This window comes from Lactobacillus kullabergensis (genome assembly GCF_003151025.1).
Taxonomy (GTDB): domain Bacteria; phylum Bacillota; class Bacilli; order Lactobacillales; family Lactobacillaceae; genus Lactobacillus; species Lactobacillus kullabergensis.
Genome location: NZ_CP029477.1, coordinates 1682971 through 1704652, shown reverse-complemented (window position 1 = coordinate 1704652; position 21682 = coordinate 1682971). Strand labels below are relative to the sequence as shown.

At 37.2% G+C, this 21682-nt stretch carries 19 protein-coding genes; 17 read left to right on the top strand and 2 right to left on the bottom strand.

Annotated features, from left to right (window positions below):
* Positions 1-15: 15 nt before the first annotated feature.
* Positions 16-1986: a PTS fructose transporter subunit IIABC gene (locus DKL58_RS08115; RefSeq protein WP_109586753.1), complete on the top strand. Its 1971-nt coding sequence runs from the start codon at positions 16-18 to the stop codon at positions 1984-1986.
* 163 nt (positions 1987-2149) lie between these two features.
* Here the strand turns inward: DKL58_RS08115 and DKL58_RS08110 are convergent, their stop codons facing one another.
* Positions 2150-2749, bottom strand: coding sequence for a hypothetical protein (locus tag DKL58_RS08110; protein ID WP_045928627.1), 600 nt, complete (start codon positions 2747-2749; stop codon positions 2150-2152).
* A 334-nt stretch (positions 2750-3083) separates the two neighbouring features.
* On the opposite strand from DKL58_RS08110, the gene DKL58_RS08105 reads away from it, so the two are divergent.
* The 12 genes from DKL58_RS08105 (at position 3084) to DKL58_RS08050 (ending at position 15579) form a co-directional block, all read left to right on the top strand.
* Entirely contained in the window at positions 3084-4817 is a 1734-nt protein-coding gene (locus DKL58_RS08105) for a LytS/YhcK type 5TM receptor domain-containing protein (RefSeq protein ID WP_162542367.1), read from the top strand.
* Positions 4798-5535 carry a LytTR family transcriptional regulator DNA-binding domain-containing protein gene (locus DKL58_RS08100; RefSeq protein WP_109586751.1) on the top strand — a complete coding sequence of 246 codons (738 nt, stop codon included), beginning with the start codon at positions 4798-4800 and terminating at the stop codon, positions 5533-5535. Before DKL58_RS08105 ends, DKL58_RS08100 begins: the two co-directional genes overlap by 20 nt.
* A 157-nt stretch (positions 5536-5692) precedes the next feature.
* Positions 5693-6127, top strand: a complete 435-nt coding sequence (locus tag DKL58_RS08095) for a CidA/LrgA family protein (protein WP_233560919.1) — start codon at positions 5693-5695, stop codon at positions 6125-6127.
* On the top strand, positions 6127-6852 hold the full coding sequence (locus tag DKL58_RS08090) for an LrgB family protein (protein ID WP_034978143.1): 726 nt from the start codon (positions 6127-6129) through the stop codon (positions 6850-6852). The genes DKL58_RS08095 and DKL58_RS08090 overlap by 1 nt, the downstream gene beginning before the upstream one ends.
* Before the next feature lie 244 nt (positions 6853-7096).
* The gene (locus DKL58_RS08085; protein ID WP_109586750.1) at positions 7097-7996 is read left to right on the top strand and encodes a metal ABC transporter solute-binding protein, Zn/Mn family; all 900 of its coding nucleotides are present in this window, start codon (positions 7097-7099) and stop codon (positions 7994-7996) included.
* 19 nt (positions 7997-8015) lie between these two features.
* Positions 8016-9143, top strand: a complete 1128-nt coding sequence (locus DKL58_RS08080) for an SLAP domain-containing protein (RefSeq protein WP_109586749.1) — start codon at positions 8016-8018, stop codon at positions 9141-9143.
* Between the two features lie 53 nt (positions 9144-9196).
* Positions 9197-9817 (top strand): ATP-binding cassette domain-containing protein, encoded by a 621-nt coding sequence (locus tag DKL58_RS08075; RefSeq protein ID WP_109587028.1) that lies wholly within the window; start codon positions 9197-9199, stop codon positions 9815-9817.
* Positions 9817-10614, top strand: a complete 798-nt coding sequence (locus DKL58_RS08070) for a metal ABC transporter permease (protein ID WP_109586748.1) — start codon at positions 9817-9819, stop codon at positions 10612-10614. Before DKL58_RS08075 ends, DKL58_RS08070 begins: the two co-directional genes overlap by 1 nt.
* A gap of 171 nt (positions 10615-10785) precedes the next feature.
* Positions 10786-12015, top strand: coding sequence for a lactate oxidase (locus tag DKL58_RS08065; RefSeq protein ID WP_109586747.1), 1230 nt, complete (start codon positions 10786-10788; stop codon positions 12013-12015).
* 168 nt (positions 12016-12183) lie between these two features.
* Complete coding sequence (locus tag DKL58_RS08060) at positions 12184-13680, top strand: ABC transporter substrate-binding protein/permease (RefSeq protein ID WP_109586746.1); 1497 nt, start codon at positions 12184-12186, stop codon at positions 13678-13680.
* Complete coding sequence (locus tag DKL58_RS08055; protein WP_109586745.1) at positions 13673-14422, top strand: amino acid ABC transporter ATP-binding protein; 750 nt, start codon at positions 13673-13675, stop codon at positions 14420-14422. Before DKL58_RS08060 ends, DKL58_RS08055 begins: the two co-directional genes overlap by 8 nt.
* 14 nt (positions 14423-14436) lie before the next feature.
* A complete protein-coding gene (locus DKL58_RS08050) occupies positions 14437-15579 on the top strand; it encodes an ArgE/DapE family deacylase (RefSeq protein WP_109586744.1) in 1143 nt (380 codons plus the stop codon).
* A gap of 126 nt (positions 15580-15705) precedes the next feature.
* Here DKL58_RS08050 and pepF read toward each other — a convergent pair whose 3' ends face one another.
* The gene (gene pepF / locus DKL58_RS08045; protein WP_109586743.1) at positions 15706-17511 is read right to left on the bottom strand and encodes an oligoendopeptidase F; all 1806 of its coding nucleotides are present in this window, start codon (positions 17509-17511) and stop codon (positions 15706-15708) included.
* A 147-nt stretch (positions 17512-17658) separates the two neighbouring features.
* Between pepF and DKL58_RS08040 the strand changes: the two genes are divergently transcribed.
* The 4 genes from DKL58_RS08040 to DKL58_RS08025 all read left to right on the top strand — a co-directional run bounded on the left by DKL58_RS08040 (position 17659) and on the right by DKL58_RS08025 (position 21680).
* Complete coding sequence (locus DKL58_RS08040; RefSeq protein ID WP_109586742.1) at positions 17659-18843, top strand: LCP family protein; 1185 nt, start codon at positions 17659-17661, stop codon at positions 18841-18843.
* 28 nt (positions 18844-18871) lie between these two features.
* Positions 18872-19246 carry a hypothetical protein gene (locus tag DKL58_RS08035; protein WP_045928615.1) on the top strand — a complete coding sequence of 125 codons (375 nt, stop codon included), beginning with the start codon at positions 18872-18874 and terminating at the stop codon, positions 19244-19246.
* A gap of 101 nt (positions 19247-19347) precedes the next feature.
* Positions 19348-20895: an ABC-F family ATP-binding cassette domain-containing protein gene (locus DKL58_RS08030; RefSeq protein WP_109586741.1), complete on the top strand. Its 1548-nt coding sequence runs from the start codon at positions 19348-19350 to the stop codon at positions 20893-20895.
* Between the two features lie 8 nt (positions 20896-20903).
* Complete coding sequence (locus tag DKL58_RS08025; protein WP_109586740.1) at positions 20904-21680, top strand: threonine/serine exporter family protein; 777 nt, start codon at positions 20904-20906, stop codon at positions 21678-21680.
* Positions 21681-21682: the final 2 nt, after the last annotated feature.

The window sequence follows — 21682 nt, the reverse complement described above, 5'->3', positions numbered from 1 at the left end:
TGAGGAGAATTTAAAATGAAAATTAAAGATATTTTGGCTCCTGAATCCATGATTATGTCGCTTAAAGCGACTAATAAAGAAGATGCTGTTAAGGAAATGGCTGATTTAGAAGTCAAAACTGGCATCGTCAATGACGAAGATGAATTCATTAAGTCAATTTGGGCTCGTGAAAATGAATCTACCACCGGTATTGGTGATGGAATTGCAATGCCTCATGCCCGTAATAAGACAATTAACAAGGCACGCGTGCTTTTTGCTAAAAGCGAAAAGGGAATTGATTATAATTCGCTTGATGGTCAACCAGTTCATTTATTCTTTATGATTACTGCACCTGATGGTGCTGATAACACTCACCTTGAAGCTCTAGCTAAGTTATCTGGTTTACTAATTGATCCGGATCTTGTTAGTGCACTTAAAGAGGCGCAAACCCCTGAAGAGGTAATTCAGCTTTTTGAAGATGCTGAAAAACAAAAAGATGCCGCTAAAAAAGCTGAGAAAGAGCAAGCCGCAAGTGCTAGTGAAACTAAAAAGGAAGAAAAACCTTTAATTGTCGGCGTTACTGCATGTATTAACGGTATTGCCCACACATATATGGCCCAAGAGGCTTTAATCAAGGCCGGTAAAAAACGTGGCGTTGATGTCCGCATTGAAACCAACGGTTCAGAAGGTGTCAAAGATAAATTGACCGCTGATGAGATTAGCCGTGCTCAAGGTGTTGTCATTGCCTCGGACAAGAAAGTTGATATGCCACGCTTTGATGGTAAGCCGTTAATTTCTCGTCCAGTTGTTGACGGTATCAACAAACCTGACGAATTGATTGATAACATTTTGAATTCTAAAGCTAGCGTTTACCATTCAAATGGTGAAAAGAGCAGCGATGATGGTGACAATGCTAAAGAAGGCGTTTGGGGCTCAATTTACAAGAACCTCATGAACGGTGTTTCCCACATGTTGCCATTTGTTATCGGTGGCGGTATCTTAATGGCAATTTCCTTTATTGTGGAAAACTATGCTGGTGGTCCAAAATCTCCTGCATTTATTTTCTTGAATAATGCTGGTAACATGGCCTTTGCATTCATGGTACCAATTTTGTCAGGTTACATCGCTGAATCAATCGGTGACCTGCCTGCTTTAATGCCTGGTTTTGTCGGTGGTTTTATGGCCACGGTTTATAGTGGTGCATATGGTGGTGCTTATGTTGCCAATGTGGTAACTAATGCTAAATCACCTGCCGGTTTCTTAGGCGGACTTGCTTCCGGATTTATTGCTGGTTATTTAGTAGTTGGTTTAAAGAAATTATTTGCCAAGTTGCCTAAGTCTCTTGAAGGAATGAAGCCAATGCTCATTTATCCAATCTTGAGCCTGCTCTTCATAGCCCTGATCATGTACTACATTGTTAACCCAGTCTTTAGTGCGGTTAACTTTGCCATTACTAACTTCTTAAACCAAATGGGTACGGGCAACTTAGCTGTTTTGACAACTATTTTAGCTGCCATGATGTCAATTGATATGGGTGGACCTTTCAACAAGGCTGCTTATGTCTTTGCTTCAGGTGCTTTTGCCAATGATCCTCATTCAACTGTTGCTGCTGTAATGATGGCTGCCGTAATGGTTGGGGGTATGGTACCACCATTTGCGACTGCAATTGGTACGACCTTCTTTAAGAATAAATATACTTTGGATGAGCGCCGTGCAGGTTTAACCAACTGGATTTTAGGCTTTTCATTCATTACCGAAGGTGCTATTCCATTTGCTGCAGCTGATCCTGGACACGTTCTACCTTCATGCATCATTGGTTCTGCTGTTGGTGGCGCTCTAGTGGGCATATGGCACATCGGTGTTCCTGCACCTCACGGTGGTCTCTGGGTATCTCCGCTTGCTAACCATATTGTGCTTTACTTTGTTGCTACTCTTATTGGCTCCATTGTTGCAGGCGTCATTTTAGGTCTGTGGAAAAAGCCGGTTAACCAACAAGAAGATAAATAACAAAATTTAATTGAATTATACAAAAACTGCACTGGGCTGTTTAAAAAGCTCAGTGCAGTTTTTGCTTGTAAATTAATGCTTATAAGCTGAATGTCTTCAATTATATAGATCACTCTATTGCATTATAAATAAAAGATTAAAAAATATTGACTATATAAAAACGTTAATATAAAAATCCTTTGTATTCATGTAATGACCATTTCCGGGCCAATTTCTTGGAACGGTACCAGTGAGCACAATTGTGTATTTTGCTGCCATGCATAACATTAGCCTCAGTTAATACTTGATGTCCTTTAAGCTTCGACACGTTGTAAAAAAGACCTCCATCTTCTTCGTGACCGCCGATGGCATTAGTTGAGTTCCACTGTTTTACGTTCAACCATTTATGGCCACCTTCTTTTTTATAACCAGTTAGAAACTCCCAATGTAAAGCTTTATTATCATCGCTGCCAAGTGCATCTGTAGCAGTATGTGGGATATATTTATGTAAAAATTTAGAATCAGTTCCCATCTTCATTTTTTTAGGATTTTCGCCATAATAATACGTTCTGGTAACTTTAGTTTTAGTAAAAGTTTCTTTGGTGACGAACGGATAATTTATATCTTCTTTATTGAAAAAATACCAGTTGCCCCGCATTGCCTTAGGATAAACGGTTGGTACTTTTTTCGCTTCTACAGTAGTTGCGGAATTGTTGATCTGACTTCCAACTGTCCCCAAGCTTATTAAAGCAATGACTGAAATTAGTGATTTCTTTAGTTTCATTTTTCTCTCCTTTTAAACTGCTTTAGCAATTAATATATTATTAATGGTATCACTTGACAGCAAATAAATAAAAGCAAATTACCAGTTAGATGACTGCCCTTTATCTGTTTAATAAATTTCATAAGCAATAAGTTTCAAAAATCTTAGTGAATTTAAGGCGAAGATTTAATCATTTCAGCCACTATTTTGAGCAGTTGAATACGATTTCTATTGCGTAAGCTGAAAAAATTGTCATACTTATATGATATAAAAGGTTAATTCCAGCTTAGTTTACGGATTGGAGAAAAACGTGTTCAATCTATTCATATTATTATCAGAACGCCTGGGTATTATTATGATTCTGGCGTTTCTCCTTGTTAACATGCGCTTTTTTAGAGATTTAATTGAAAAAAGAACCTTAAAATCGCAAATCTGGTTATTTATCATTTTTTCACTCTTCGTTGTCATTGCCAATCTCACCGGTGTAGAAATTTCGAGCTCAAAAGAAATAGTCACCCCGCTTATTCTGACAGAATTACCCCAGTCTGACTCAATAGCAAATACCAGGATGCTGGTTATCACTACTGCGAGTTTGACTGCTGGACCATATGTAGGACTTTTAGTTGGTTTAGTGGGTGGGTTACACCGTGTGATTTTTGGTGGCTTTTCGGATTATTTTTATATTGTCAGTTCAGTTCTAATCGGATATTTAATTGGCGTTTTAGGTGATAAAGTTAAGAAAAATAATTTGTACCCATCAACCTTTTGGGTAGCAGTTTTATCTTTTTTAGCAGAACTGATTCAAATGGCATTTATTTTTGCATTTCATGGTTTCGGCTTGATTAAATTAATTTTTGTACCCATGATATTGTTAAACACAATTGGTTCTTGCTTGTTTATAGAAATTTTGAAAACCTATTTATCAAATGAGCGTCAATTGCGGGCTGTGCAAACTAAAGACGTTTTGGAATTGGCTAATAAAACATTGCCTTATTTTCGCCATGGCCTGGACTTTGATTCTGCAGAGCATGTCTGTAAAATTATCAAAAAATACACTAATTTTGATGCGGTTGGCTTAACTGATCGTGTTAATGTACTGGCTCATGTTGGCGCTGGACAAGATCACCACATTGCTGGTGAGCCGGTAATAACTGATTTATCTAAAACAGTTATTGCTTCAGGACATGAAAAACTGGCTCATTCAAAAGAAGAAATTGGTTGTCCTCATCCGAATTGCCCATTAACATCCGCTATCGTTTGTCCACTGCAAGTAAACAAAAAAACGATTGGAGCTTTGAAACTCTATTTTTGTGCTGAACAAGAAATGACAGTAGTTGAAGAAAATTTGGTTCGCGGTCTTGCTATGATTTTTTCAGGACAATTGGCTATTGGCATTGCAGAACAGCAGACCAGTTTGGTGAATGAAGCTGAAATTCGGGCATTACAAGTTCAAATTAATCCGCATTTTTTATTTAATGCAATTAATACAATTGGCGCCTTAATGAGGGTTGATGTTAGTGAAGCTCACAGAGCTTTAATGCAGCTTAGTACATTTTTTAGATTAAGTTTGAAAAATGGCCAGGCAAAAGAAATTACCCTTGATCAGGAAAAAAGGTATGTTAGTGCTTATACTGGAATTGAAGAGCTGCGTTTTCCGCATAAATTTAAAATTGACTATCAAATCAGTGTGCCTGATAGTACGCTTCTGCCATCGTTTTGTTTACAAATCTTTGTGGAAAATGCCATCAAACATGCCTTCAAAGGCAGAAAAACTGGTAACAAAATTATCATTAATTTAAGTCAAAAAAAAGATTACTTGCAGATTTTAGTAAGTGATAATGGTGTTGGTATTAAACCGGAAATTTTAAAAAGGCTGGGTCAAGAGCCAATAAGTGAATCTGGCGGCAGTGGTACGGCACTCTATAATTTAAATAAGCGTCTGATAGGTTTATATGGCACAAATAGTCAATTGCATATCAAAACTGGTAAAAATGGAACTACTTTTAAAACCGAGATACCATTGAGACAAGCTGAAAAAAGTGATTTTGAAGGTCAAGGGGGAGCTAGAAATGAAAATTTTGGTAGTTGATGATGAACCATTAGCCCGCACTGAATTATCTTATTTGATCAAAAAAAGTTCAGTTTTAAATAAGCAAAACGTCAAACTCTATGAAGCAGAAGATATCAAGGAAGCACAGGGAACGTTGCTTAAATATAAAATTGATCTGCTATTCTTAGATATTTCACTTAATGAAGAAAACGGCTTTAAACTGGCCGATGAATTGAAACAACTGAGCTATTCACCGATGATTGTATTTGCTACTGCGTATGATAACTATGCTGTGAAGGCTTTTGATGTTGGTGCACTTGACTATGTACTGAAGCCATTCGAACAAGAGAGGGTTGATCAGGCATTGCAAAAGGCTGTGAAAGTTTTAAGCAGTCAAAATAATAATTCTGTGCAGGTTCAAAAAGCGGGAAGTGATATTCTTAGTATTGAGCTTGAAGATCGCAATGTGGTTATTAAGAAACTGGAAGTTATAGCTGCAACGGTTAATAATGGTGTACTAACAATTGAAACGAGCAAGCAAAAATACGAAACACGCAAGACCTTAGCTTGGTTAAAGGAACGATTAACAGAGCCATGCTTTTTACAAGTCCATAGAAATGCCATTGTAAATATTGAAGATATCAAGGAGGTCCAGCCCTGGTTTAATCATACCTTGATGTTGATTATGAATAATAATTCTAGAGTTCAGGTAGGTCGATCCTACCGCAAAGAATTAAATCAAAAATTAGGTTTGTAAATAGTTCTCTAATTTATATTGACTTGTGAATTTGCTTTAGTGCAGTTCACAGGTCATTTTTTGCAATTCACGAGTTAATCGCTTACAAAAATCATATTTTCTATTATCTTATTACTTGAAAGCAAGAAAGCTGAAAATGAGAAAGGAAATCGATCTTATGAAAAAAGAAAAAACAAAATCAGCTCCAATTTTAGTACAAATGTTTATTTATGCTGCAATTTTGTTTGTGGCACAAGTAATTTCTGATTTGATGCCAAAGTCTTTTCCCGTACCGACTCCAGTGATAGGGTTAGTTTTGCTTTATTTTTTATTGACTTTTCATGTAATCAAAGTTGAATGGGTAGATTCTTTTGGCAGTGCACTAATCTCACTAATTAGTTTCATGTTTGTTCCCTCTGGAATCTCTTTAGCCGCAAATTTAAAGATTATGAAAGAGCAGGGAATACAACTAATTATAGTGGTAATTGCTTCTACAATCATTTTGTTAGTTGTAACTGCTTATACCACTAAATTCTTTAGTTGGGTTATAGGAAAAGTAACTAATAATCAACTAACTGTTATGAATCACAAAAAAGTAGGGGATGTTAAATAATGCAATATATTACGAATCCATTATTTGGAGTTTTCTTGTCATTAATTGTATTTTTAACTGGACAATGGCTGTTCAAAAAATCAAAAGGTTTTTTCCTTTTTCAACCACTCTTTGTAGCAATGGTTTTGGGAATAGCAATTCTGATTATCCTTGCTAAGTGCTTTGATGTTTCAACAGCTACTGTTTATGCTAAAGCTTATAAACCAGGTGGAGATATTATTTTCTGGTTCATCACGCCAGCTACAATTGCTTTCGCGGTACCATTGTATAAGCGTAATGATGTTGTAAAGAAAAACTGGCTGGTTATTCTTTTAGGGTTGGTTTTTGGTACGTTAATTTCAATGGCTTTAATAACACTTGTCGCTAAAGCAGTTGGTTTAAATACTGTCGGAATAAAGTCAATGCTAAGTCAGTCTGCTACTACTGCAGTAGCTATGCCAATAACAAAAGCTATCGGGGGCAATGCTTCGGTTACAGCTATGGCATGCATACTTAATGCTGTAGTAATTTACGCCTTAGGCAAACAATTAGTTAAGTGGTTCAACTTAAATAGTGATCCATTGGGAACAGGCTTGGGTTTAGGTTCTGCAGGCCATACTATCGGCTCAGCTTTTGCATTGGAAATGGGCTCTGTGCAAGGAGCAACTGCTGCAGTGGCAGTTGTTGCGACAGCTTTAGTGGATAATCTGTTAGTTCCAGTTTTTGCCCATTTAATTGGGTTGTAGTTTATAATTTTATAGTTGTTTGTTTACTTACTCAGAAAGCACGCGAATTTACGGCGTGCTTTTTGATTACCTTAAATTTATTTTTTTAAAGCAATGAAACTGTAACGAAACTATAATAAGGCGTTGCTTTTAAAGCACTCCCTAATTAGTGTATAATGGTTATTAATTGTAAGTAACTTTTATTTTGTACTGCAATTAAAAAGTTGCCTTATTACTTAAAAACTACACTTAAATACGAAAAGGAATGACAACAATATTGAAATTTGTTAAATTTAGAAAGTTATTTGCTACAGTTACCTTATTAGGCATAGTTCTTTTAACATTAGGTGCATGTTCACAAAAGTCACACAAAAGCAGTAAGATATCAATTATGACGACGACGAATGTCTATTCTGACATTGCTCAAAATATAGTTGGCAAATATGGCAAAGCAGAAGCAATTATTAAAAAATCTGCAATTGACCCTCACGATTTTCAACCTACTACTAACGATGCCAAGGCTCTATCTAACGCAGACATAGTAATAGAAAATGGCCTAGGTTACGACAGTTGGATGGATAAATTGGCTTCTTCAGTTGACAAAAAGCCGGTTCGCGTTGGTGAAGACCTGATGGGTTTAAAAAAAGGTGATAATCCGCATATTTGGTTTGATTTGACTATGCCCACCAAGTATGTTAATTACTTAGTTAAGAGCTTGTGTAAAAAAGATCCAAAGCATGCTCGTTATTATAGAAAAAACGGGAAAAGGTATTTAGCTGAAATTGCCCGTATTAAAAGGACTTCTGCTAAATTAAGTCACCACGTTGAAAAGCCCGTTTATGTCAGTGAGCCGGTTTTTGACTATGCGTTAAGTTCTGTCAACATTAAAGTCGCAAATAAAGACTTTGAGAAAGCAATCCAAAATAATACAGATCCGAGTCCGGCTGCTGTTCAAAAAATGACTGATGGCATTAAGAAACGGAAAATTGCGTTTTTTGTGGTCAATGAACAAACTTCAAGTTCTACAGTAGACACTTTTCTAAAATTGGCTAAAAAGCAAAATATTCGTATCTTAAAAGTAAGAGAGACCATCCCGGATAATACTAATTATCTTGACTGGATGAATGATAGTTATCAGGATTTGGCTGAAGTAGTCCGAAAATGATTATTATGAGGCGTTAAAAATGAAGAAATTGATTGCCGTTTTAGCTTTAGGAGCGAGCATTGCAACTGTTGCTGCTCCAGAGACGATGATAGTACAAGCAAGTACAATTAATGATACTGCTAAGCAAAATAGTTTCAGCGGTGTAACTTATGCAGAACAAGTATTAGCGCAAGAAGGTATTAAATATAACGATTTTTCTGCTGCTAATCCGATTAATTATCGCAATGGCAAGCCTGAAGGCGTTGTTATTCACGAAACTGCAACACCCAATGCTACTGCACGTAATGAATGTATTTATTTTAATCGTGAATGGATGAATATTTATTCTTATGTTCATGCTTTTGTGGATAAAACAGGTGTTATTCAAATGACAAGCCCAGATTACGGTGTATGGGGTGCTGGTCCTGTTGCCAACAATCGTTTTGTGCAAGTGGAACTGTGTGAAGAAAACAATCTGGCTGATTTTGCCAAAGGCGTGAATAATGACGCAATTTATGTTGCGCAAATTTTGCACAGATATAATTTGGAACCTGACAACGCTGTTCATGATGGCAAAGGGACAATTTGGTCTCACCATGCTGTGTCTACCTTTTTAGGAGGTACTGATCATACTGATCCGGATGGTTACTTTGCCAAATGGGGTTATTCAATGGATGATTTCTTTGATCTGGTTAAATATTATTATGATCAAGGAACGCCAGCTGATAATGCACCTGTTGATAATGATACAGTAACTCCACCAGCACCTGCAACACCTGCTAAAAAGCCGGCTGTGCTACCTAAGCCAGTTGCTACTAAAGTCTTAATTCATAATGCATTGGTTTATGATGAAAATGGTGTGGCGACTGATTTACCAACTAAAAAGGCTGGTACCAAGTTAACAATTTATGGCAATCAAACCATTAAAAAAAGAAAGTATTTGCAAATAGGTGTTAATCAATATGTTGTTGCCAGCAACGTTGAAGGCAAATTACGTCCATTAAGCCACAATGCTTACCTTTACGATGGCAAAGGGAAACGGGTTGGTACAAACAAGTTATACCGTGGCAATTATGTGCGGACATATGGCGGTCGCGTTAAGATTAAGGGTCGTAAATATTACCCAATTGATGTTAATCAATTTATCAAAGTGGGCAATTTTAAATAGATAATATAGGAAAATGCAAATTGTCTGATATTTTAGAAGTTAATAATCTTTCAATGAGATTTGATAAAAATAATGTTTTTGAGAACTTAAAGTTCAAGTTAAAAAGGGGCTCATTGACTGCACTGTTAGGTCCCAATGGTACTGGAAAGACTACCTTAATAAATATTTTAATGAAGATGTTGACTCCTAGCTCGGGATCTTTTACATTTGCAGACGATGTTCGTCTGGGTTATGTACCGCAGTTTCGCAATATTGATGCTGAATATCCATTATCAATTGAGGCTTTTGTGGGTTTGAATGCACCGATTATTAAAAACAGCCGAACTAAGGAAGCAATAAAAAAGCAGTTAGAGGAAACCAATTTATATCAAATTAAAAATACTCGTATGGGGGAAGCTTCAGGCGGGCAAAAACAAAGAGCCTATTTAGCTCAAGCCCTGCTTGATAATCCTAATATGATTATTTTAGATGAAGCTACGGCAAGTCTTGATCCTATGGCAAAAGATGAGCTGATGAAGCTGATCAGACATTTGAATGAAAAACATAAAATAACAGTTTTGTTTGTAACTCATGATATATCATTAGCTCACAAGTATATGCAAAACTATTTATATTTAAATCATGGTCAAATTGAACATGGCGAAATGTCCCAATTTAAGGAGGCATATGAATAATGTTTGCATATGGCTTTATGCGTAATGCATTTTTGGCGAGTACTTTTATTGCGATAACTTGTGGCACTGTTGGTGTTTATGTAGTCGCTCGCAACTTTAGTTTTTTGGCACACACGCTTTCCGAAATTGGTTTTGCAGGTGCTGCATTTGCAGTTTGGCTGGGAATTGGGCCTTTGTGGGGGATGCTTTTATTCACTCTCTTGGGTTCTATCAGTGTTGGGGAATTGTCACTTCATAGTGAACAAAAGGAATCCTCAATTAGTGCTATTTCAGCTCTATTTACTGGTTTAGGAGTGCTGTTTCTTGCCATTTCAGGTGCTAACAGCAATTATGCTACGAATATTTTATTTGGCAGTATTATCGGCGTTGATCATCAGGGCGTGATCCAACTTATAGCTCTTTCTATAATTGTATTGTTGATGATTTTTAGCATTCAGCGCTCATTAAATTTCGATTCATTTGATCATATTGGTGCTCTTGCTCATGGAGTAAAAACTGGTGCAGTCAGTGTTATTTTTTTAATTGCTCTGGCGATGTCGGTATCAATTGGTGCTCAAATAGTGGGCTCACTTTTAGTTTTTATTTTGCTAACATTACCACCAGCCACTGCAAACTATTTAGGGAAAACAATTCCGGCGATGATTGGCTGGTCTGTCTTTTTTGCCTTGATTGGCGTCTGGCTTGGTCTATATTTGGGCTATATTACGAATTTGCCAGTAACTTTCTTTATAGCTGTCATCGAAGTTGCGGTGTATCTTGTTACCTATTTCACTCATATTATTAAGCATAATTTATAGTAATTATTAATATAAAAATAACATTAATTATTATTTTTGCTTTACTTTGTGAAAAAATATACAGTGGGAATCCCGTTATTTAAACATTTATTTTTAAATTTCACTAACTTTTGTAAGCATTTACATGTATAATAGAAGTTGGAAATATTAAATAAAGAAGGAGTCTTAAAAATGACATCATATTATAATGGTTTTCCCCAAAGTGATCGTGACGAAACACTAAAGATGATTAACCTCGATGAGCTTGAGGAGCGTGCAAAGAAAGTTATGCCAGAAGGTGCATACTACTATATTGCTTCAGGTTCAGAAAATGAGTGGACCTGGCGTAATAACACCACTGCCTTTAATCACTTTCAAATTGTCCCACGTGCTTTGACCAATATGGATAGTCCTCAACTGGATACTGAATTTATGGGTATGAAATTAAAGACACCTGTAATGATTTCACCTATTGCCTGCCATGGTATCGCCCACAAAGATGCAGAAATTGCTACTCAAAAGGGTGCAGCAGCAGCTGGAGCCTTGTTTGCATCAAGTACTTATGCTAATAAGAGTGTAGAAGAGATTGCGGCAGCAGCTCCAAACGCACCACGTTTCTTCCAACTTTACCTCAGTAAAGATTGGGGCTTCAACAAGATGGTCTTTGATGCAGTTAAAAAAGCTGGCTACAAGGGCATTTTCCTGACAGTAGATGCTTTGGTATCAGGCTTTCGTGAAGCTAACCTCAGAACTAAGTTTGCCTATCCTGTTCCACTAGACTTCTTTACTCGTTACCAAGGAGCAAAGGGTGAGGGCCAAACTGTAGCGCAGATGTATGCTTCTTCAGCCCAAAAAATCGGACCAGAAGATGTTAGACGCATTAAGGAAATGTCTGGTTTACCTGTCTTTGTTAAAGGCGTTGTTTGTGCTGAGGATGCATATTTAGCTATGGGCGCTGGTGCTGATGGTATTTATGTTACCAACCATGGTGGTCGAGAAGTTGATTGCGGTCCTGCTACTATTGATATGTTGCCGGAGATTGCTAAAGCTGTTAACCATCGTGTACCAATAGTCTTTGACTCAGGTGTTCGTCGTGGTTCACATGTCTTTAAGGCTTTGGCACTTGGTGCCGATATGGTTGGTGTTGGTCGTCCATACTTATACGGCCTTGCACTTGGTGGCGCTAAGGGCGTTCAATCAGTTATTGAGCAATTGAACCAAGAATTATTAATTGATATGCAATTGACTGGCTGCAAGACAATTGAAGATGTTAAACACGCCAAGATTACTCATATTAATTACACTGCCGACAACTTGAAGTCAAATACTGATCCTACAAGAGTTAAGCCATATCCTGTAACAGCTGAGAATCAATTAAAAGAAGATGACTCAGACGCTGTAACTGGTGCTTCTCAAGCATAGTTAATTTAAAAGCTTAAGTATTCAAATCGCTCTGCATATATTAGCTGCTCTAACTAATGTGCAGAGCTTTTTTTATTGCTTAAAAAATGATTGTTTTTAATTAATAGTTGTAATTTAATTTTTATATCTTTATAATTGTAATAATAAAATTATTAATGGAGGAAAATTATGAAGAAAGCGTGGAAATTGCTTGAGACTTTGTTGATAGCATTTATAATGTTAACCCTGTTACCCCAGAATGCAGCAGCCGCTGATAAAGGACAAACTGAACAAAGAACCGACAATTATCTACGAAGAGTCAAACAAAAAGGTGAACTAGTCATGGGGACTAGTCCAGATTATCCTCCTTACGAATTTGTCAAAAATATTAAGGGCAAATCAAAAATAGTTGGTATGGATGTTGAAATAGGGCAAAAAATTGCCCATGATATGGGTGTTAAGCTTGTTGTGCGGTCAATGGACTTTGACTCTCTTTTAGTGGGTCTTGAGACAGGTAAAATTGACATGGTCATTGCCGGAATGAACGCGACGCCTAAGAGGGCAAAAAGCGTTGCCTTTAGTCAGCCATATTATAAAAGTGAGCAAAAATTACTGATAAGAAAAGAAGATAAAGGCAAATATCATAATTATAAGTCTTTTGCCGGCAAAGCAATTGGTGCTCAAACTGGCAGTATGCAGGCCACAATGATCAAAAATCAAGCCAAAAATGTCAAACTGAAAACCATGGATAAAGATAACGACTTGGTTTTAGGATTAAAAACGCATAAGGTTGATGCAGTTTCAGTTGACAAGGCGACAGCCGAAGCTTTTGCTCAAAATACGGACGGGATTATGGTTATTCCGGCAGGCCTTAAGACAGAGTCATCCGCTACTTCTGTTGCTTTTCATAAAGGAGCCAATAGTTTAGTTAAAGCTGCAAATAAATCAATAGCGGAGATTAAGCAAAAAGATTTAATAGATAAAGAATATTTACCCAAAGCTGGAAAATATTTAACCGCCGGTAAGACAAAAAAGGAAGTCAAAGCGTCTAATTCGATGTGGGCGTATAAAGACTTCTTTATAGCGGGAGTTGGTTACACCTTACTTATTTCTGCTATATCAGTTTTCTTTGGCTTTTTGTTAGGTGCAATACTGGCATTTATGCGCTTAGGACACAATCAAATTGCACGTTCAATTGCGACAGCTTATGTAGAATTTATTCGGGGCACGCCGTTAATGGTACAACTGCTGTTTATTTACTTTGGCTTGGGAGTAGTAGTAAATATCCCAGCTTTACTTTCGGGTATAATTGCCGTTTCCCTTAACTCTGCAGCTTATGTAGCAGAGGTAATTCGTTCGGGTATTAATTCGATTGCTGTGGGACAGACTGAAGCATCTCGTTCTTTGGGCTTGTCACGGACAGCAACTATGCGTTATGTTATTATGCCACAGGCAATGAAAAATATTTGGCCGGCTCTGGGAAACGAATTTGTTTCTCTCATCAAGGAAAGTTCTATAGTTTCGGTAATAGGCGTCAAAGATTTGATTTATCAGTCACGGGTAGTCCAGGCTGATACCTATCGTGGAGTTATGCCATTGGTAATTACAATGATCTTATACTTTATCATTACTTTTGGCTTATCCAGCTTAATGAAAGTATTTGAAAGGAAAATGAATCATGGCTAACGCAAATCCCGTAATTAGAGTTGAGCACTTACAGAAAAATTTTGGCAATAATAAAGTTTTAAAGGACATCAATGCTCAAGTAAATGAAGGTCAGGTTATCTGTTTAATTGGTCCTTCAGGTGCTGGCAAAAGTACTTTTTTGCGTTGTCTGAACCTATTAGATCAGCCATCTTCTGGCAAAGTTATTTTTGAGGATAAGGAATTAACTGCCTTAAGTGAAGATCAGCTTGATCAACTGCGTGAAAGAATGGGAATGGTTTTTCAACAGTTTAACTTGTTTCCCCATATGAATATTATTGAAAATATTAAATTAGCGCCTATGAAAGTAAAGGGCATGAGTGACAGTGATGCTAAAACTAAGGGAATGGAATTGTTGGATCAGGTCGGTTTGGCTGATAAAGCAGAAGCCTTTCCAACCAATCTTTCAGGTGGACAACAACAAAGGGTTGCCATTGCTCGTGCCTTGGCAATGGATCCCGAAGTAATGCTCTTTGACGAACCAACTTCAGCGCTTGATCCGGAAATGGTGGGTGAAGTGTTGAAAGTAATGCAGGATTTAGCACAAAAAGGGATGACTATGGTAGTTGTAACGCATGAAATGGGCTTTGCTAAAAATGTAGCTGATGAAGTGTGGTTTATGGCAGACGGTTATATTCAGGAAAAAGCTGCACCACAGCAATTTTTTGCTCAACCACAAACTCCGCGTGCGCAGGACTTTTTGGCAAAAGTCCTTGAGGCTTAGATAGGAGATAGTAAGTGGAAGAAGCGAAAGCAACTAAAATATTAACAGACTTGTTAGCGATAGATTCGGCAAATGATCATGAAAGCCAGATAGCTGATTATGTAACCGCATTGTTTAGCGGATATCCAGTAGAAATTCACAGACTTCCTTATTCTTCCGGCAGAGATAATTTGGTAGTAACCATTGGAGATCATGGTCCATTGTTAGGCTTCTCAGGGCATGAAGATGTTGTTGCAGCTGGGAATTTGACCAATTGGCATACAGACCCATTTAAGCCCGTTTTGAAAGACGGAAAAATATTTGGGCGTGGTGCGAGTGATATGAAATCCGGTCTGGCGGCAATGATTGTTGCAATGCTTGATTTACTTGATAGTGAGAAAGAACTGCCCGGTCGTATTAGACTCTTAGCTTCTGTAGGCGAAGAAACCGGTGAATATGGGGCGGCTCAGTTGACTAAAGAAGGCTATGCTTCTGACCTGGATGGACTTGTTATTGGTGAACCCTCAAACTTTGACGTACGTGTGACACATAAGGGTATTATTGACTATTACGTTTATTCTAAAGGTATTTGTGTTCATTCTTCGACCCCAGAAAAAGGTCAGAATGCTATAATGCCACTGATTGAGTTTGCACAAGCAGCGCAACAATTAATGGACAGTCATCAAAAAAAGGATCCGGTTTTAGGCTCTTTTACTCATGTGGTTAGCCAAATTCAGGGTGGCAGTCAAATTAATTCTGTTCCTGACAGTGCTTGGCTTTCCGGCAATATCAGAACGACACCAGTATATCCCAATGAGCAAATTTATACTGAACTTGAACAAATAGTTGCTGATTTAAATAAAAATGGCGCTCAGCTAAAAATAAGATATAGTTTTCCTGAGGTGCCTTTACCTGACCAATCTCAGACAAAATTAGCTAAAATGGCTCAAAAAGTTGTCGAGCAAGAAATTGGCAGGCCAAGTGAATTTGTTGCAGGGACTGCTGCTACAGATGCATCAGAATATATTCAAGCTGGAGGTTTCCCTATTATTATTCTGGGACCGGGAGCTGGAACTACTGATCATGAACCAAATGAGTATATAGAAGTAAATGCTTATTTAGATGGCTGTCGTTTATACCAAGAATTAGCAAGACAGTTTTGGAACTCATTAGACTGATTTTTGACTATCATTAATATTTTTATAACAGAAAAAAGCCACTTCTTAAAAATAGGAGTGGCTTTTGATGTGAGAAATTATTATTTACATACCAGTTATATTATTTGTAACTAAAAGATGCAAGTATTAATTATAATTATTTTGGATAATTTTCCTAAATTCGCTTAAACGATTGGCAAAAGTTTTAAAAGCTTCTTCTAAATAATCAGGCTTCGTCATATCAACTCCAGCTTTTTTCATGATTTCAGCAGGATAATCACTAGAGCCAGCTTTTAGAAAGTTCAAATAGGCATTTCGTTGCTCGGTAGATCCATGAACGACATTGTTTGCTAAGGCAGTGGCTGCGGCAAAACCTGTAGCGTATTGATAAACATAGAAGTTGTAATAAAAATGAGGTACTCTGGCCCATTCTTTAGCAATTTCTCCACCAGATTCTACTGCATCACCGTAATAGCGCTGATTAATTTTACCGTAGATATCATCTAAACGATCAGCCGTTAATGGTTCACCAGTTGCATCCATTTCGTGAATTTGCTGTTCAAATTCAGCAAACTGCGTTTGCCTAAACAAGGTTCCTTTGAAAGAATCCAGGTAGTAATTAAGGACAAAGGCACGCGTTTTAGGATCCGAAATGTGATTTAAAAAGTACTCTGTCAGGATATTTTCATTAGTTGTAGAAGCTATTTCAGCAACAAAGATAGGATAATCACCATAAACATACGGCTGATTTTGCCTAGTATACATGCTGTGGACAGAGTGACCTGTTTCATGAACTAGTGTGTATAATGAATCAACATTGTCCTCCCAATTGAGCAATTCATATGCATCTGTATCATAGCAGCCGCCAGAATATGCTCCGGTAGCTTTATTCTGTGATTCAACCACGTCAATTACGCGATTATTAAAAATATAGTCGACCTGCTTTAAATAGTCCTCTCCTAATGGTGCTAATGCCTTTTTGGCTTCTGCTTTAGCTTGCTCAAAAGTATAGCTCAATGCTGGTTTACCAGTTAATGGAACATACATGTCCCACATTTGCAGATCCTTTAAGCCTAAAATCTGTTTGCGTAACGCTACATATTCATGCAATAGGTCTAAGTGTTCATCGACTTCATCAATCAAAGTATCGTAAACGACTAATGGTACGCCATTTGCATTCATTGCACTCTCACGAGCTGATGGATAATGATGAACACGGGCACTATAGTTATGCTCCTTGACAGCACCGGAAAGAGTTGCTGCCAGGGAATTTTCAAATTGGCCGTAAGTAGCGTACATGGAAGCAAAAGCATTTTTACGTACTTCACGATTTTGGGATTGAATAAGCAATGAGTATAAGCCATCGGAAAGTTGAACCATTTCACCGTTATCATCCTGAGTATAACCGTATTCCATATCTGAATTGGTTAAAACGTTATAAGTGTTTTCTGAAGCAGATAAAGCATCACCAGCATCTGCAATTAGCTTTTCTTCTTGTGCAGATAGTGTATATGGTCTCAGCCTCGTAATTTGATCAAGCAAATGCTTGTAGTTACCGAGTTTAGGCTCTTCTCGTTCTAAAGCACTCAACTTTTCCGCTGAAAGACTTAAAATTGCTGGATTCATAAAAGAAGTAGCGGCTTCAAACTGGCTTGCAAGTCCTTGCACTTGAGCTACATAACTCAAATAATGGGCATTTCCAGTATCAACATCACTGGCAAGAGTAGCATAAGAATAGACTTTTTCCAGTCTCCGACTAACTGTTAAAATTTGAGTAATACCATTATATAAAGATGCACCAGAAGTGGTAAAATTTTCTTTTAAAGTGCTTAAAACTGGTATTTCTTTTTTGACAAGTGTATATTCATCTTCCCAGTCATTATCAGTTTTAAATATCCTGGTTAAATCCCATTTGAGATTTTCTGGGACTTCATTACGTTTAGGAATTGACATAAAAATTCTCCTTTTTAGCTATTTAATTAAATTATACTAAAGATTAAAAAATAAGATATTATTAATTATAATTGATATTATTTTAATTCATGTTTGAAAGTGTTAAAAATAATAGATGGAAAACTACGAAAGGGTTTGAATAGAGGAATGAATCCAAATTCAAAACGCAGAGAAGATTACCACAAAAAGCATTCTTCCCTAAATCTTCATCGGAATATTGCTTTGGCAGAACCTGCTAAAGCCTTTAAAGGCAGCGTTTTTGCTCGGATTTGTGGTATTGCAACTGTTTTGTGTGTCAGCTTTGGCTTAGCTTGGGTAGCACACATGTATTTTGCTTTGCACAGTGCAATTGATGGCAATGGTGGCAATTATGCCACATCTGCAAGAATTGCCAACAGACAGCCGATTTCTGTTTTAATTCTCGGAGTTGATCAGGGACTTGAAGGACGACATGATAAAGGTAATTCTGACACTTTGATTTTGGCAACAGCAAATCCTGCTAAAAATAAGTCGACAATGACTTCAATTCCTCGAGACACTCTCGCTAATATTTTAGGTGATCCTGGAAATAAGTACAATATGTTTCGGGTTAATTCGGCATACGGCATTGGTGGCAGTTCTGCTTCAATGAGAACTGTTTCAGCTTTAATTGGTGTTCCCATTCATTACTATGTGGAAGTAAATATGAAAGCTCTAAAAAGCCTGGTTGACGCTGTTGGTGGAGTTGACGTTAAAGTGCCGTTCAAGTTTTCATATGATTGGTGTGATTTTCATAAAGGAAAACAGCACTTAAACGGACGCCATGCTGTAGCATATGTTAGAATGCGCCATGATGATCCTCGAGGTGATTATGGCAGGCAAATGCGTCAAAGACAGGTTATCACTGCTGTAGTTCATAAAGCTATTTCAGTTGACTCAATTACCAATTATCGCAAGTTGGTTAAGATCTTTTCAAAATATGTCAAAACTAATCTTACGTTTAATGATATGTTAGCCTTAGCTCTGACTTACCGCGGCTGTTCCCAGAATATTGCCAGTGGTTATATTCAGGGGCATGATGCTTGGATTGATGGAGCATCTATTCAGGTAGCATCAACTAAAGAGCTTCAAAAGGCTTCTGACAAGATACGTACCAATCTTGACTTGGATAAAAAAGTATTGGATAATGATGAAACGAAACTCAATAAGTTAAATGAGCAGAACAATAATATTAAGTGGAAAGATCCCAGACCATTTACTAATTATCAGATTTACCGTTCAGTAGTAACTGATGAGTCAAATGGCAATTCCTCAGGAATTGGAACAAGTGGAGATAATTCTGCAGGTCAATAACTGTGCTTGGTAAAGGAGGATAATAAATATGCGTAAGCAATCTGCATTTATAGCTGTTTATAGTACAATATCAGCCTTTATTGCTTTTATTGCTATAGTATTCATTTGTTTACGCACATTTCATTGGAATTTACCTGCTTCTGTATTAGCAGCAAGCATATTTGCCTTATTTTTCTTTGCTTTTTCATGGTTTCGCGGTCATGCTTCTGCTGAAATTAAACGAATTGCACGTGAACATCATTTATCTAATAAAGATTTAGCTAAAATTACTGGCATGAAAGCAAGCGATTTTCCAATATATAATGATAAATTGCAGTTGATTTTACCTAAGCGTTATTGGCCTAAAGTATTGGATTCCTTGCAGAAATATGAACAAGAAAATGACGAAAAGGTGGGCAAATAGCCCACTTTTTTATTGTGCATATTAGCAAAACCAAGCCAAAAGATTAAAGATAGTTTTACTTTATTTTGTACAACTTATAATGATATTTAGGGAGATGCATAATGAGCATACTAACAGTTAAAAATTTGGGACAAGGTTTTGAAGATAAAACTTTATATCAAGATGCCAGTTTTGTACTTAACAAAGAAGATCATATGGGCGTGACTGGTCAAAATGGGGTTGGCAAATCGACCTTGATTAAAATTTTAACTGGTGAAATATTACCTGATGATGGACAAATTAAATGGCAAAACAAAATTGCAATTGGTTACCTTGATCAGTATGCCAAGTTGAAACCAGGGGTGACAATTCGCCAGTTTTTACGTACGGCTTTTGCATCACTTTATAATAAGGAAAAAGAGTTAAACTCTTTATATGAAAAGTATGCAGCTGAGGGTGATAGCTCTATATTAGAAAAAGCTGGTAAGATGCAAACCTACCTGGAAGAAAATAATTTTTATAATATTGATACCGAAATTGAACGAGTTGCATCTGGATTAGGTCTGGCAGAACTGGGGTATGATCATGATGTGAGTCAATTGTCAGGAGGTCAAAGGTCAAAAATTATTTTGGCTAAGTTGCTTTTGCAGACTCCAGATGTGTTGCTGCTAGATGAGCCGACCAACTATCTTGATGTTTCTCATATCGATTGGCTGGTTGACTATTTGAACAATTTTGCCGGTGCTTTTATCGTAGTTAGCCATGATTATGACTTTTTAGACAGAATTGCCAATTGTATCATTGATATAGATATCGGCACAATTACACGTTATACAGGTACTTTAAAACAGGCAATGCGTCAAAAAGAAGCTAATCGGGAAACGTATATGAAGGCTTATGCTAACCAGCAGCGTAAAATTGCCAAAACAGAAGCTTATATTCGTAAAAATAAGGCTGGTACCCGTTCAAAAAGTGCAAAATCACGTGCTCGGCAACTTGCAAAAATGGATGTACTGAATCCACCTAAAAATAACCATAAACCTCACTTTGCATTTCCTTATGTGGCTACAGCAGCCAATCTTTTATTGCAAACACAGGATTTAGTAATTGGCTATGATCAGGCGTTAGTCAAAGAAGCGTTCAATTTTTCTGTTGGAGGTAATGAAAAAGTTGCTATTACCGGTTTTAATGGTATTGGGAAATCAACGCTTTTAAAAACCATACTGGGACAACTTGATCCGATTTTTGGTACCTATAAATTGTCTGAAACTGCTAAAATTGCTTACTTTAAACAGGAATTAACTTGGCCAAATAATAACATGACGCCTTTGCAATATTTGCAGGAAAACTTTGAACGCACAAAACCCAAAGAATTAAGAGGGGCTTTGGCAAAATTGGGCGTCACTGCTCAACAGGCAATGAGCCCTTTGAAAAAGCTATCAGGCGGTGAGCAGGAAAAAGTCAAACTGGCAAAAATGTTATTTGAACCGGCAAATTTATTATTTTTGGATGAGCCAACCAATCATTTGGACCGGGATTCTAAAGACGCATTAAGACAGGCTATCGTTAAATTTCCGGGAGGAGTAATTATCGTTAGCCATGAACGTGATTTTTTCCAAGGCAATTGGGTTGATAAAACTATTGATATTGAGACTATGAATAAACTTTGAGGTGAAAAATGAATGCTAGACCAGGTGAATTGTTTTACCAAGATTTGCTTGAGACCTGCTTAACTGTCGGTGAATTAATGATTGAAGGCGGAAGCGAAATGTATCGGGTTGAAGATACGATGGTGCGCATTGCCAAAAGTGCTGGTGAACCGGATCCACGTGTTTTTGTAGTACCAACGGGTGTTTTTATGAGCTTGGATCATGGTAACTATTGCCAGAGCACACTTGTACATGAGCGCAATATCAACCTTGAACTAGTTGACCGTATCAATTCTTTGTCCCGTGCTTTTGCAGATAAAAAAATAACTTTGCAAGAAGTTAAAAAAGAAGTTACCAAGATGGCAAAGGGTGATTATCCCAATTTTCCCATATGGCTGCAGACGATTGGAGCCGCAATTTTAAGTGCAACGCTCATGGTATTGTTCATGAATAATTATGATTGGATTGATTTTCCTGCTGCGGCTATTGTGGGAGCTATAGGATTTCTTTCATTTTATTATTTTAAACGTTTTACTAACGTTAAATTCTTGGCTGAACTTGTTGCAACCTTGATTATGACGGTTATTGCAGCCGGTTTAGTTCAACTTTTTCCGCAAATGATTATTGACCATATTCTAACTGGTGCGCTGATGCCTTTAGTTCCGGGTCTTGCTTTGACAAATGCACTGCGAGACTTATTTAAAGGTGACATTCTTTCAGGAATGGTGAAAATTTGTGAGGCTCTGCTTACAGCATTTGCATTGGGCGGCGGAGTTGGTATTGTCTTAAAATTTTTAGGAGCTTAGAA